Source organism: Streptomyces profundus, assembly GCF_020740535.1.
Lineage (GTDB): Bacteria > Actinomycetota > Actinomycetes > Streptomycetales > Streptomycetaceae > Streptomyces > Streptomyces profundus.
The window spans coordinates 696,838-710,717 of the sequence record NZ_CP082362.1 but is presented as its reverse complement, the minus strand read 5'-3'; the positions used below and the strand labels follow the sequence as shown (position 1 = coordinate 710,717).

Sequence of the window (13,880 nt, the reverse complement as noted above, 5' to 3'; positions counted from 1 at the left end):
CCCGACCGAGGCAACGCTCACGCGATGACCGTCACCCTGACGAAGCCCACGTCGGGTGGTGCGGGCCCCGGCCGTGCCCGCACCACCCGACTGGTCGGCCTTCTCCTGCTCGGGCTGCTCATCCTCACGCTCGCCGCGCTGGCGAGCGTCGTCTTCGGCAGCAAGACCACCTCGCTCGGCGAGGTGTTCGCCGTCCTCTTCGGAGACGCCGACCCCTATATCGAGACCGTGGTCGAAAGCCGCTACCCGCGTACCGCGTTGGGGATTCTGGCGGGCGTCTGCCTGGCCGTCGGCGGCACCCTGATGCAGGGCATCACCCGCAACCCGCTGGCGGACCCCGGCCTGTTGGGCATCAACGCCGGCGCCTCCGCCGGTGTGGTCACGGCCACCGCGTTCCTGGGCGCCACCGGCCGGGCCGGCGCCGTCTGGTGGGCGCTGCCCGGCGCGCTGCTCGCCGGGCTGCTGGTCTACGCCGTCGGCTCGGCCGGCGTGAGCGCGGGCCTGGTGCGCCTGGTGCTGGCCGGCGCCGTGGTCTCGGCCGTGCTCTCCGCCTACGTCCAGGCGGTGACGCTCAGCAAACCACTGGTCTTCGACACCACCCGCGTCTGGGTGGTGGGTTCGCTGGGCGGCCGGAACTTCGAGGTGTTCCGCTCCGTGCTGCCGTTCGCGATCGTCGGCCTACTGCTGGCCGCCGTGGTCGCCGCCGGGCTCAACACCCTGGCGCTGGGCGACGAGTCGGCCCGCGCGCTGGGCGCCAACCCGACGCTCACCCGGGCCGGCGGCCTGCTCGCCGCCACCCTGCTCTGCGCCGCGGCCACGGCGGCCGTGGGGCCGATCGCGTTCGTCGGCCTCGCCGTGCCGCATATCGTGCGGGCCCTGGTCGGCGTCGACTTCCGGCTCCAACTGGCGTTCTCCGCGCTGGTCGGGCCCACCCTGCTGCTGTGCGCCGACGTCATGGGCCGGCTCGTGCTGCGCCCCCAGGAGCTGCCCGTCGGCGTGGTCACCGCCTTCGTGGGGGCGCCCGTGCTGCTGTTCGTCGTGCGCCGGATGAGGGGGAACACATGACTGGGACGGTCGACACCCGCCCCGCCACCGAGGGGCCGTCGGCGCCGGCGCCCGCCAGGCCCAGGGGCATGTTCGCGCTGGGCCGTTGGCTGGCGCTGCCGGTGGGGCTCACCTCGGTGCTCGCCGCCGTCGGCACGGTGGCGCTGATCGTCGTCGCCGGCGTGGCGACCCTCAGCATGGGCCGACTCGGCATCCCGCTGGGCGAGTTGCCCAACGCCCTCACCGGCGGCGCCGAGGGCAAGGAGCTCTTCGTCCTCGACCGGCTGCGCGGCCCCCGGCTGACCGTCGCCATCGGCGCCGGCGCCGCGCTCGGCCTCTCGGGCGCGCTCTTCCAGTCCGTCACCCGCAACCCGCTGGGCAGCCCCGACGTGATCGGCCTGGGCGCCGGCGCGGGCGCGGGCGCCGCGGTGGTGGCGCTGCGGATGCCGGACACCATCCCGGTGCCGCTGGGCGCGCTGATCGGTGCCGCGGCGGCCGTCACCCTGGTGTACTTCTCCACCGGCACCGGATTCCGCGACCCGGGGCGGCTGATCGTCGCCGGCATCGGGGTGGCGGCGATCGCCACCGCGATCATCCAGTACGTGGTCTACGCCGTCGAACGGGACCGGGCCACCGCGCTGGCCTCCTATGTCAGCGGCAGCCTGGCCGCCAAGTCCTGGGACGACGCCAGGACCATAGGACTGGTGCTGCTGGTGCTGGTGCCGCTGACCTGGCTGCTGGCCCGCCGCTTGGACATCGGCGAGATGGGCGACGAGATCGCCGCCGCGCTGGGCGGCGAGCCCAAGCGCACCAGGGCGATGGCCGTGCTGCTCTCGGTGCTGCTGTCGGCCGGGGCGATCAGCGTCGCGGGGCCGGTCTCCTTCATCGCGCTCACCGCGCCCCAGATCGCGCGCCGGCTCACCGGCGCCTGGGGCGCCCACCTCACGCTCTCCGCCCTGATGGGCGCACTGCTGCTGGTCACGGCCGATCTGGCCGCCCAACAGCTGCCGCTGGAGGACCGACTGCCCGTCGGGGTCTACACCATGGCCATCGGCGGCGTCTACCTCGGCTATCTGCTGACCAGGGAATGGAGAAAGGGGCGACTGTGACGACCCACGAGCCGACCGAAGAGGTGGCGCCGGCGGAGAAGGGCCTCGCGGCGCACCAGGTGACGATCTCCTACGGCGGTGGCCCGCCGGTCGTCCACGACCTCAGCCTGGACATCCCGCAGGGCGAACTCACCATGATCATCGGGCCCAACGGCTGCGGGAAGTCCACGCTGGTCAAGGCCCTGGCCCGATCCGTCAGGCCCGAGTCGGGCCGCATCCTCCTCAACGGCGCCGACCTGCACTCCTACCGGGGCAAGGAGGTAGCCCGGCAGATCGCGCTGCTGCCGCAGAGCCCGATCGCGCCCGAGGGCATCAGCGTCCGGGGCCTGGTCAGGCGGGGCCGCTACCCGCACCACACCCTGCTCCGCCAGTGGTCGCCGGACGACGACACGGCCATCTCCTTCGCCCTGGAGCGCACCGGCCTCACCGATCTCGCCGACGCCAGGGTCGGCGAACTCTCCGGCGGTCAGCGGCAGCGGGTGTGGATCGCGATGGTGCTGGCCCAACAGACCGACCTGCTGCTGCTGGACGAGCCCACCACCTTCCTCGACGTGGCCCACCAGTACGAACTGCTGGAGCTGTGCGCCGAGTTGCACCGCGAGGGCCGCACCGTTGTGGCGGTGCTGCACGATCTCAACCAGGCCGCCAGGTTCGCCACCCACCTCGTCGTGATGCACGACGGGCGCCTCGTCGCCCAGGGGCCGCCGGCCGAGGTGATGACGGCCGAACTGGTCGCCGACGTCTTCGGCCTGGCCTGCGAGATCGTGCCCGATCCACAGACCCTGACACCCATGGTGGTGCCGCACGCCCGCCACCCCGTCGAGGGAGCCGGACGGGTCCTCCCGGCGGTGGACGCGTAGGCGACGCCCCCTCGGGAGGCGCCCTCTGGCCGCGTGAGACGCTGGGGCGGTCGCCTCCGGACCCGGGCGCGCGAGCCCAGGACGAGGGGAATCATGCACAGCGACGAGCGGCCCGCCCCCGCCGCGCGATGACCCGATGACTCCCGCGTTCGACGCCCACCGGCGCCCCGGCCGCCCCGATCTGCGCGGGCCGGGACGCTACCTCTGGTGGCTCGCCGTCCGACAGCGGCGCCGCGTGCTGACCGGCGCGCTGTTGGGCAGCCTGTGGATGCTGGGCCTGACCGTCGTGCCCTATCTGCTCTCCCGCGCCGTCGACGACGGCCTGGTGGACGGGAGTTCGGCGGCGCTGGCCGGCTGGGGCGCGGCCCTGCTGGCGGCCGGGGTGCTCAACGCCGTGCTCGCCATCGCCCGGCACCGCACCATGAGCCGGGTCAGGATGGACGCCTCGTTCCGCACCGCGCAGCTGGTGGTGGAGCACACCACCCGGCTGGGCGCCGAACTGCCCCGCACGGTCCGCGCCGGTGAGGTGCTCACCGTCTCCATCGGCGATGTGGCCACCATCAGCCAGACGTTGACCATCACGGGGCCGGGTGTCGGCGCCGTGCTCTCCTACGCCGTGGTCGCCGGGCTGCTGCTCGCGGTCTCCTGGCAGCTCGCCCTGCTGGTGCTGCTCGGCGTGCCGCTGCTGGCCCTGCTGGTCGGGCCGCTCCTCGGCCGCCTCCAGGGCGCCGAGACCGCCTACCGCGAGCGGCAGGGCCGGCTGACCGCCAGAGTGGTGGACATCGTGGGCGGCCTGCGGGTGCTCACCGGCCTCGGTGGAAAGGATGCCTACGCCGCGCGGTTCCGCGCCGAGTCCGCCCAACTGCGCGCCGAGGGCCACCGGGTGGGGCGGGTGACCAGCTGGATCGAGTCCCTCGCGGTCGGCCTGCCCGCGCTGTTCCTGGCCGCCGTCAGCTGGCTCGCCGCCCGGCTCGCCGCGCAGGGCGAGATCACGGTCGGCGAACTCGTCGCCGTCTGGGGCTATGCCGCGATGCTGGCGGTGCCCGTCGCGTTCTTCGTCGAGGGCGCCCACGACCTGGGCCGCGGGCTGGTCGCCGCCCGCCGCACCCTCGCCCTGCTGCGGCTGCCCCCGCCGCCGCGCGGCGAACTGCCGCCGCCCGCCGGGCCGGCCGAACTCCACGATCCGGCCTCCGGCGTGCGGGTGCCGCCAGGGCGGTTGACCGCGCTGGTGAGTGAACGGCCCGCCGAGGCCGAGGCGGTGGTCGACCGCCTCGGCGGCTTCGCCCCGTCGGACGCCACCTGGGGCGGGCTGCGGCTGGACCGGATCGCCCCTGGCCCGCTGCGCGAACGGGTGCTGGTGGCCGACAACGACGCCGCCCTCTTCGCCGGCACCCTGCGGGAGATCCTGGCCGGCCGCGCCGAACGTGACCAGGCCGCCATCGACGCCGCCGTCACCGCCGCGCTGGCCGACGAGATCGTCCGGGGCCTGCCCCAGGGCCTGGACTCGACCCTCGACGCCCAGGCCCGCGACCTCTCCGGCGGACAGCGCCAACGGGTGCGGCTGGCCAGGGCGTTGCTCGCCGACCCCGAGGTGCTGCTGGCCACCGAGCCGACGTCGGCGGTCGACGCCCACACCGAGGCGGCCGTCGCGGCCCGGCTGCGCGCCGCGCGGTCCGGCCGCACCACCCTCCTCACCTGCACCTCGCCGCTGCTGCTGGAACAGGCCGACACCGTCAGCTTCCTGGTGGACGGACGAGTCGCCGCCCACGGCCCCCACCACGAACTGCTCGCCCGCCACCCCCAGTACCACCGCCTGATCTCCCGCGACGCCCCACCCACCGAGACGGCCCCACCCACCGTGACCGCCGTGGAGCCCGCGAACGCCGGGGACGCGGCGCGCGGCGTGAACCGTGAGGACACCGCGCGCGCCGCGCGGGGCGTGGATGGCGTGGGTGGTGTGGGTTTCGATGAGGCCGAGGGGTCCGATGGTGTCCGATGAACCGGATGGGGCCGTCGCGTCGGCCGAGCCGGCTGCGGGACGTCCGTTGCCCGTGGCCGGGCGTGCCCGGGTGCGCCGTGCGGCGCTGCGGCTGATGCGCGCCGACCGGCGCGCCCTGCTGGTCGTGCTCACGCTCAACGTGCTGGCCGCTGGCGCGGGCCTGGTCGGTCCCTGGCTGCTCGGCCGCGTCATCGACGAGGTCAGGGCCGGCGCCGGGGTGGGAACGGTGGACCGGCTGGCCCTGTTCATCGTGCTCTTCGCGCTGCTCCAACTCCTGCTCGCCCGCTGGGCCAGGCTGCGCGGCCACCGCTACGGCGAGCGGATCCTGGCCCGGGTGCGCGAGGAGTTCGTGGAGCGCGCCCTGGCGCTGCCGTCGGCGACCGTGGAACGGGCCGGCGCCGGGGATCTCGCCGCGCGTGGCACCGGGGATGTCGCGGTCGTCGGCCGGGCGATGCGCGACGCCGCCCCCGAGGTGCTGGTCGCCGGGATGCAGGCGCTGCTCCTGCTGGGCGCGGTCTTTGTCGTTAGCCCGCTGCTGGGGGCCTGCGGGGTGCTCGGCATGGCCGGGGTCTGGGTGGCCAGCCGCTGGTATCTGCGCCGGGCCAGGGCCGCCTATCTGGCCGAGGGCGGCGCCAACTCGGCGCACGCCGAGCTGATCGAGGCCACGGCGGCCGGCGCCCGCACCGTGGAGGCGCTGGGGCTCGGGCCCCGCCGGATCGCGGCCAGCCGGTCCGCGATCGACGTCAGCGTCCGGTCGAGGGAGGCGACGCTCCGGCTGCGCACGGTGCTCTTCCCCTCCGTCGACATCGCGCATATCGCCTCGGTGACGGGCGTGTTGCTGCTCGGCGGCGCCCTGTACCGCGCCGACGCGCTGGGGTTGGGCGCGGTGGTGACCGCCGTGCTCTATCTGTGGCAGCTGGAGCAGCCGCTCGCCACCGTCCTGCGGTGGATGGAGCAACTCCAGAGCGGCGCGGCCTCGTTCGCGCGGGTGGAGGGCGTCGCCACGGCCGTCGGCGCGCCGTCGGTGGAGGACTTCCCCGAGCCGGACGGGCGCAGCGTCCGGCTGGCCGGGGTGCGGTTCGCCTACCCGGGTGGGGACGAGGTGCTCAGGGGCGTCGACCTCGACGTCAGGCCGGGGGAGCGGCTGGCCGTCGTCGGCCCGAGCGGCGCGGGGAAGTCCACGCTCGCCCGGCTGTTGGCCGGCATCGAGACGCCGGACGCCGGCACCGTCACGGTGGGCGGGGTGCCGCCCTCGGCGGTCCGGCCCGAACGGCTGCGCCGGCATATCGTGCTGGTCACCCAGGAACACCATGTCTTCCTCGGCACCGTCGCCGACAATCTGCGCATCGCGGCGCCTACGGCCGACGCGGCGCGGCTGGCCGAGGCGCTGGACCTGGTCGGTGCCGACTGGTGGGCCGGACTTCCGCGGGGCCTGGACACCGAGCTCGGCCCGGGCGGGCACCGCCCCGACGCCGCGCAGGCCCAGCAACTCGCCCTGGCCCGCGTGGTGTTGGCGGACCCCCATACCGTGATCCTGGACGAGGCCACGGCCTCCCTCGACCCCGGGGGCGCCCGGCGGGCCGAACGCGCGCTGGCCGCCGTGCTCAGAGGGCGCACCGTGATCGCCATCGCGCACCGGCTGCACACGGCGCGGGACGCGGACCGGATCGCGGTGCTGGTGGACGGACGGCTGACGGAGCTGGGCAGCCACGCCGAACTCCTCGCCGCCGGTCGCACCTACGCCGCCCTCTGGCGCTCCTGGCGCGGCACGCCGCCACCCGGCTGACCCGCTCAGGCGGGGTGCGGGTGGACGGGGAGGGTCAGGTGGCCGTTGGAGATCATGCTGGCCGTGGAGCGCAACTCCTCGGCGGGGACGGCGAGTCGGATGCCGGGGAAGCGGTCGAAGAGCGCGGGCAGCGCGATCGCGGCCTCGGCCCGCGCCAGCGGGGCGCCCAGACAGAAGTGCGCCCCATGGCCGAAGGCCAGATGCTCCTTGTTGGCGCGGGTGATGTCGAAGCGCTCCGCGCTCGCCCCGTGGATCCTGGGGTGACGCCCCGCCGCCGCGTAGGCGGCGAGGATGGGGTCGCCCTGCCGGATGACGACGCCGCCGGGCAGCGGGATGTCCGAGACGGCGAAACGCAGCGGCAGATAGGCGACGGGCGCCTCGAAGCGCAGCGCCTCCTCGATCACCTCGCCCCAGCCGACCTCGCCGGCGCGCACCAGCGCCAGCTGCTCGGGGTGCGTCAACAGGGCCGTGATCGCCTGGTCCAGCAGGTTGGTCGTGGTCTCGTGCCCGGCGCTGACCACCAGCAGGAGGGTGTCGACCAGCTCGTCCTCGGTGAGCGTCGAGCCGTCGCCCTCCTCGTCCCGCGCGGCGATCAGCACGGACGTCATATCGTCCCCCGGATCGGCCCGCTTGCCCGCCACCAGGGTGTGCAGCAGGCCGTGCAGCTCGGCGTTGTTGGCCGTGGCCCGCTCGATGTCGAGCGTGGTGTCGAAGACGCCGTACACCGTCCTGCGGAAGTCGTCGCCCAACTCGGGTGGCAGCCCCATCAGTTCGCTGATCACCCGGATCGGCAGCGGATAGGCGAGACGCTCCCGCAGATCCACCGGCTCGTCCCGGGGCGCGGCGGCGATGGCGTCCAGCAGATCCTCGGTGATCCGTTGGACGCGGGGCAGCAGCGCGTTCACCCGGCGGGTGCTGAAGGCCGGGGCGACGAGCCGGCGCAGCCGGCGGTGGTCCCCGCCATAGGCGGTGAACATGTTCGCCGTGGTGACCCAGAGATCGAGGGGCCACCGGCCGACGATCTCCTCCGGATACGGCGGCCAGTGCTGGACCGGATCCTTGGAGACCCGGTGGTCCGTGAGCAACTGCCGCAGCACATCCGGGTCGTTGACCGCCCAGGCGGTGACGCCCAGGAGATCAACCGGCACGGCGGGCCCGCCGGCGTGTAACGCGGCGTCCTCGGCGTGCCGATCGGCGCCGGTCGGATCCAGGGGCACGGGCTCGGAACGACTCATCAGGCGCCTCCACGGCGAAGGGGTGACCGGACGTCCGGCGCCGCGCGGAGGGCGTCCGCTGCCCCGATTCTCCCCCGCGCCCCGTCGACGCATCCGCCCCCTACGGCGCGGTTTCCCGCCATTTTCTTGGTTTTCCCGCGCTATCTCGCGCTTTCCGCTGGCAGCCACGCCACGTCAACCTGGTGACGTGGCGTCACCCCTCAACCGCCGCCCAGCCGGCCGGGATGACGTTCGGTGAGTGGCCGCCGGGCAGCGGGAGAAACTTGGGACGGCGGACTCTTTACCTCCCCAGACCGCTATGCGACCCTCCCGGAGCGAACCTCACGAGGGGATGACCCATGCGAGTGCTGACCAGACGCGCCATGGCGCTGACCGGGGCGATGGCCCTGGCCGGGAGCCTGACGGCCTGTGGTTCCGACGACGAGGGCGACGGGGGAGCGATCCAGCTGACCGTCGCCATGAACGCGATCGCCGATGGCAAGAACGCGGCGGAGGCCGACTGGGTCGAACAGTGGGTGATACCGGAGTTCGAGGCGGCCCAGGCGGAGGCGGGCGTCTCCGTCGAGGTGACCTTCGAGCCGAGCGGCGTCGACGACGAGCAGTTCAAGTCGCGTCTCGCGCTCGATCTCCAGTCCGGGTCCGGACCGGACGTCTACACCCTGGACGGCATCTGGCTGGGCGAGTTCGCCCAGGCCGGCTACGTCCAGCCGCTCGCCGGGACCGGCGCGGACGCCGACGCCTGGGACGGCTGGGAGCAGATCCCGGACGCCGTCCAGGAGTTGGGCACCTTCGACGGGGAGCTGTACGGCATCCCGGCGGGCACCGACGGCCGGGTGCTCTTCTACAACAGGAACCTCTTCGCCGAGGCGGGGCTGCCGACGGACTGGCAGCCCACCAGCTGGGACGAGATCCTCCAGGCCGGCGAGGCGCTGGCCACCCTGGACGGGGTGACGCCGATCCAGCTCAACGGCGGCTCGGCGATGGGCGAGGCCACCACCATGCAGGGCGTGCTGCCGCTGCTGGCCGGCGTCGGCGAGGAGGTCCACACCGACGGCGTCTGGACGGGGGCGACGCCGGGCCTGGGACGGGTCCTCGGTCTCTACGCCGACGTCTACGGCCAGGGCCTGGGCGACCCCCAGCTCCAGCAGGAGACACAGGGCCGGGACAAGTCCTTCGAGGAGTTCGCCGCGAACGAGGTCGGCATCCTGGTGGAGAGCGACTACTTCTGGCGCAGCGTGGTCAACCCGGTCAACGGGGTCGCCCCCATGGAGGACCGCGACGAGGCCGTCGGCTACGCCCTGATCCCGGCCGCCGAGCCCGGCTCCGGCATCCGCGGCCAGGACTTCGTCAGCACGTCGGGCGGCAACATCCGGGTGGTCAACCCGGCCAGCGACCACGCCGAACTCGCCCATGAGCTGCTCACCTTCATGCACTCGGCCGAGGCGTTCACCGCCCTGGTCGGCGACGACCCCAGGATCACCGCGCGCATGGACGTCAACGAGCGGTTGCTGGGCGCCGATCCGATGCTCGCCTTCGTCAACGAGCAGGTGCTGCCGCTCACCTCCTACCGGCCGGCGCTCGACGTCTACCCCCGGGTCTCCGTGCTGCTCCAGGAGGCGACGGCCGCCGTGGTCGGCGGAACGGCGCCGGATCAGGCCGCCGCCGACTACCAGGAGAGCCTGGAAGGAATCGTGGATGGCGACGACGTCACCCCCTGACACGGCGCCCGGCAGGCCCGGCGGCGAGCGGGACGCCGCCGGGCTCGGACGAGGCAGGGCAGCGGCGTTCGTCACCCCGGCGCTGCTGCTGATCACCGGCTTCCTGGTGTTCCCCGCGCTGTGGACGCTCTATCTGGGCCTGACCAACTACCAGCTCACCGGGCTCGCCGCCGCCGACCCCGAGCTGGTCGGCCTGGACAACTTCGAACGCGCCCTGGACGACGACGGGTTCGCCAACTCCCTCGGCCTCACCCTCCAGTTCGTGATCGGCTCCGCCGTGATCGGACAGGCGGGGCTCGGCTTCCTGATCGCCTGGGTGCTGCGCGATCGGCGCGGCGCCGGGCGGCGGCTGATCGAGGCCATGGTGCTGCTGGCCTGGATCCTGCCCAGCTCGGTGATCGCCTTCCTCTGGATCGCCCTGCTCGACCGCGACGACGGCACGCTCAACGCCCTGCTGAACACCCCGGGCACCGCCTGGCTGTTGGAACACCCGATGCTCACCATCATCGTGTTCAACATCTGGCGCGGCACCGCCTTCTCGATGATGCTCTACGCGGCGGCCCTGGGGAACGTCCCCCCGTCCCACCTGGAGACCGCCCGCCTCGCCGGCGCCTCCTCCTGGCAGCAGCTGCGGGACGTGGTCTTCCCCCGCATCAGGGGGCATGTCCTCACCAACCTGCTGCTGATCAGCCTCTGGACGTTCAACGACTTCACCCCGTTCCTGCTGACCAGCGGCGGGCCCGAGGACCGCACCGAGATCATGCCGGTCTTCGTCTACAAGACGGCCGTCTTCGGCGGCGAGTTGGGCTTCGGCGCGGCCATCTCGGTGCTGATGCTGCTGATCAACCTGGTGATCGCCGTGATCTACGCACGTCTGCTGCGGCAGCGGAAGGACGCCGTCTGATGGCCGGGACCCCCGCCGCCGAGCAGCCGGTCGCCATGCCCGACGCCGACCGGCACGCCGCCGGCGTCGACGGCGCCCGACGCCTGCTGGGCCGGATCGGCTTCTACAGCTTCTGCTCGCTGATCCTGGCCTTCTTCTCGCTGCCCCTGCTGTGGCTGGCCAGCGCGCCCTTCGACGACACACCGGGCATCACCGCCGGGCTGCCGTCGTTCACCCTGGACAACTTCCAGACGCTGCTGGACAACCGCTACGCGATGCGGTCGCTGGGCAACTCCACCCTGCTGGCCGCCGGCACCGGCACCATCGTGGTGGTCTTCTCGGCGCTGGCCGCCTACGCCCTCAGCCGGGTCAGACTCCCGGGACGGGACGGACTGCTCTACCTCCTGCTGCTGCTCTCCTCCATCGTCACCGGCACGGCGGCGATGGTCCCGCTCTTCAACCTCGCCTACGAACTGAACCTGATCGACTCCCAGTTGGGCGTGATCCTGGTGCTCAGCGGCGGGCTGCTGCCCAGCGCCGTCTTCATCCTGAAGGACTTCATGGACGGCACCCCCCGCTCCTACGAGGAGTCAGCGCAGGTCTTCGGCGCCTCACCGCTCCAGGTGGTCAGGCATGTGGTGGTCCCGCTGGTGCGCCCCGGGCTGGCCACCATCGCGGTGTGGTCCGTCGCCCAGGTGTGGGGCAACTTCCTGATCCCCTTCCTGCTGCTGCGCTCACCGGAGAAGTCCCCGGCGGCCGTGGTGATGTACACCTTCTACACCGAGGGCGGCCAGCCCAACCTGGCGCTCATCTCCACCTTCTCGCTGCTCTACTCCCTGCCGGTGGTGCTGATGTTCCTGCTGGTCAGCTCCCGGTACGGCTTCCGGTTCCACGGAGGGATCAAACGCTGATGGCCGATATCACCCTGGCCGCCCTGACCAAGGTCTACGCCGGCGGCGTCCGTGCCCTGGACGCCGTCGATCTGACCATCGAGGACGGCGAGTTCTTCGCCCTGCTCGGCCCCTCGGGGTGCGGCAAGACCACCCTGCTGCGCACCCTCGCCGGCCTGGAGACGGCCACCGCCGGCGGCGTGGCGATCGGCGGCAGGGACGTCACGGCGCTGGCCCCAGGGCGCCGCGATGTGGCGATGGTCTTCCAGGACTACGCGCTCTTCCCGCATATGACGGTCACCGACAACATCGCCTATCCGCTGCGGATCAGGAAGGTGCCCGGCGGGGAGCGCCGCGAGAAGGCGGCGGAGACCGCGGCCGAGCTCGGCCTCTCCGAGCTGCTCGCCCGCCGCCCCGACCAGCTCTCCGGCGGGCAGCAGCAACGCGTGGCGCTGGCCAGGGCGATGGCCTGCCACCCCAGGGCGTTCCTCTTCGACGAGCCGCTCTCCAACCTGGACGCCCGGATGCGCCTGGAGGCCCGCACCTTCCTCAAGCGGCTCCAGCGCGAACTCGGCGTCACCACCGTCTTCGTCACCCACGACCAGGCCGAGGCCCTCGCGATGGCCGACCGGATCGCCGTCATGGAACACGGCCGGATACGTCAACTCGGCACGCCCGCCGAGGTGTTCCGGCGTCCGGCCAACACCTTCGTGGCGTCCTTCATCGGCTCCACGCCGATGAACCTGCTGCCCGGCATCGCCCAGGACGGCGCGGTCGTGGTCGCCGAGGTGCCGCTGCCCACCCCCGAGGGGCTCGACCTGACGGGCGACGGTGAACTCACCTACGGCATCAGGCCCGAGTATCTGACGTACCACCCCGCCCCGGTGGACGGGGCGCTCGCCGGCGAGGTGCGCGTGGTGGAGAACCTGGGCAGCGCCCAACTGGTCACCCTGGAGGGCTCGGCGGGCGTGGTGCAGACGGTGGTGGACGAGGACGTCCCGATCACGCCGGGTGAGCGCGGCTGGGCGCTGCCCCGGCGGGACCGCGCCCTGGTCTACCGTGAGGGCGAGCTGCTCACCCCCACCGACCATCCCGGTGAGCGCGGAACGGAGACGTCATGAGCCCGGCCAGCGACCTGGTGCACAAGGGCCGCTGGACCCTCGCCGACCGGCTGGAACAGCCGCTGCGCGCGCTGGCGTTCGAGGTGCCGCGCGCCACGGCTGCGATCACCGTCGAGCTGTCCTTCGAACGGGCGGCCGGCGTGCTGGACCTGGGCTGCGCGGGGCCGAACGGCTTCCGGGGCTGGTCCGGCGGCGCGCGCGACCACTACACGATCACCACCGGGTGGGCCACGCCCGGCTATCTGCCGGGGGAGCCGGAGCCGGGGGAGTGGGCGGTGCTGCTGCGGCTGCACCGGGTGCCGCCCACCGGCCTTGAGTACCAGGTGCGGATCACCACCACGGGCCGCGCGCCCGAGGCGCCGGCCACGCCGGCCGCGCCGCCGCCGCCCGAGCGGCCGGCGCGGCGTCCGCTGCCCGAGGTCGACGGGCTCAGCTGGCTGGCCGGGGACTGTCACAGCCACACCGTGCACAGCGACGGGGCGCTGACGCCCGCCGAGCTGGCGGCGCTGGCCTCGGGCCAGGGCCTGGACTTCCTCGCCGTCACCGACCACAACACGGTCAGCCACCACCCCGAACTCCCGTCCGTCGGCGCCCGCTACGGGCTCACCCTGCTGCCGGGGCAGGAGGTCACCACGGACACCGGGCACGCCAACGTGCTCGGCGACGTCGGCTGGGTCGACTTCCGCCAGCCGCCGGACCGTTGGCTGGCACACGCCACGGAGCACGGCGGGCTGCTCTCCATCAACCATCCGGTGGGCACGGACTGTGCCTGGCGCAACCCGCTCACCGAACGGCCCCGCCATGTCGAGGTCTGGCACTCCGGATGGCCCGACCGCCGCTGGGGCGCGCCGCTGGCCTGGGCCGGGGCCTGGCGTCCCGATGTGATCGCGCTGGGCGGCAGCGACTTCCACCGGCTGGGCGACGACGCGTTGCCGGGGCGCCCCACCACCTGGGTGCTGGCCGCCGACCCGAGCCCGGCGAGCGTGCTGGCGGCGCTGGCCGCCGGACGGGTCGCCGTCTCGGCCGGGCCGCGGGCGCCGCTGCTGCTGCGGCTGGGGGACGAGCTGCTGGCCCTGGACGCGGAGGGCACCGCACTGGTGCGCCCGGACGGCAGCCGCCAGGTGGTGCACGGGGACCGCGCGACGCTGCCGGCGATGGCCGGGCCGCACCGGCTGGAGAGCCACGAGAACGAGGTCGTCGCGCTGGCCCAGTGACCCGCCGCACGCGAAGGGCCC

Annotated in this window: 11 protein-coding genes; 10 read left to right on the top strand and 1 reads right to left on the bottom strand. The window is 73.6% G+C overall.

Annotation, left to right across the window (positions count from 1 at the left end):
• The first annotated feature begins 24 nt into the window (after positions 1 to 24).
• The 5 genes from K4G22_RS03140 to K4G22_RS03120 all read left to right on the top strand — a co-directional run bounded on the left by K4G22_RS03140 (position 25) and on the right by K4G22_RS03120 (position 6,798).
• A complete protein-coding gene (locus K4G22_RS03140) occupies positions 25 to 1,065 on the top strand; it encodes a FecCD family ABC transporter permease (RefSeq protein WP_228078118.1) in 1,041 nt (346 codons plus the stop codon).
• Entirely contained in the window at positions 1,062 to 2,153 is a 1,092-nt protein-coding gene (locus K4G22_RS03135; RefSeq protein WP_425336591.1) for a FecCD family ABC transporter permease, read from the top strand. Before K4G22_RS03140 ends, K4G22_RS03135 begins: the two co-directional genes overlap by 4 nt.
• Positions 2,132 to 3,013, top strand: a complete 882-nt coding sequence (locus K4G22_RS03130) for an ABC transporter ATP-binding protein (protein ID WP_425336590.1) — start codon at positions 2,132 to 2,134, stop codon at positions 3,011 to 3,013. Before K4G22_RS03135 ends, K4G22_RS03130 begins: the two co-directional genes overlap by 22 nt.
• A 136-nt stretch (positions 3,014 to 3,149) precedes the next feature.
• The gene (locus K4G22_RS03125; protein WP_228078117.1) at positions 3,150 to 5,012 is read left to right on the top strand and encodes an ABC transporter transmembrane domain-containing protein; all 1,863 of its coding nucleotides are present in this window, start codon (positions 3,150 to 3,152) and stop codon (positions 5,010 to 5,012) included.
• A complete protein-coding gene (locus tag K4G22_RS03120) occupies positions 4,999 to 6,798 on the top strand; it encodes an ABC transporter ATP-binding protein (protein WP_228078116.1) in 1,800 nt (599 codons plus the stop codon). The genes K4G22_RS03125 and K4G22_RS03120 overlap by 14 nt, the downstream gene beginning before the upstream one ends.
• A 5-nt stretch (positions 6,799 to 6,803) precedes the next feature.
• On the opposite strand, the gene K4G22_RS03115 is transcribed toward K4G22_RS03120, so the two are convergent.
• Positions 6,804 to 8,033 (bottom strand): cytochrome P450 family protein, encoded by a 1,230-nt coding sequence (locus K4G22_RS03115; protein WP_228078115.1) that lies wholly within the window; start codon positions 8,031 to 8,033, stop codon positions 6,804 to 6,806.
• 338 nt (positions 8,034 to 8,371) lie between these two features.
• Between K4G22_RS03115 and K4G22_RS03110 the strand changes: the two genes are divergently transcribed.
• Genes K4G22_RS03110 through K4G22_RS03090 form a run of 5 tightly spaced genes read left to right on the top strand, consistent with a single transcriptional unit; the run spans position 8,372 to position 13,859 of the window.
• On the top strand, positions 8,372 to 9,751 hold the full coding sequence (locus tag K4G22_RS03110) for an extracellular solute-binding protein (RefSeq protein ID WP_228078114.1): 1,380 nt from the start codon (positions 8,372 to 8,374) through the stop codon (positions 9,749 to 9,751).
• Positions 9,729 to 10,655: a carbohydrate ABC transporter permease gene (locus K4G22_RS03105; RefSeq protein WP_228078113.1), complete on the top strand. Its 927-nt coding sequence runs from the start codon at positions 9,729 to 9,731 to the stop codon at positions 10,653 to 10,655. The genes K4G22_RS03110 and K4G22_RS03105 overlap by 23 nt, the downstream gene beginning before the upstream one ends.
• Positions 10,655 to 11,545: a carbohydrate ABC transporter permease gene (locus tag K4G22_RS03100; protein WP_228078112.1), complete on the top strand. Its 891-nt coding sequence runs from the start codon at positions 10,655 to 10,657 to the stop codon at positions 11,543 to 11,545. The genes K4G22_RS03105 and K4G22_RS03100 overlap by 1 nt, the downstream gene beginning before the upstream one ends.
• Positions 11,545 to 12,645, top strand: a complete 1,101-nt coding sequence (locus K4G22_RS03095; RefSeq protein ID WP_228078111.1) for an ABC transporter ATP-binding protein — start codon at positions 11,545 to 11,547, stop codon at positions 12,643 to 12,645. Before K4G22_RS03100 ends, K4G22_RS03095 begins: the two co-directional genes overlap by 1 nt.
• Positions 12,642 to 13,859, top strand: coding sequence for a CehA/McbA family metallohydrolase (locus K4G22_RS03090; RefSeq protein WP_228078110.1), 1,218 nt, complete (start codon positions 12,642 to 12,644; stop codon positions 13,857 to 13,859). The genes K4G22_RS03095 and K4G22_RS03090 overlap by 4 nt, the downstream gene beginning before the upstream one ends.
• Positions 13,860 to 13,880 lie beyond the last annotated feature (21 nt).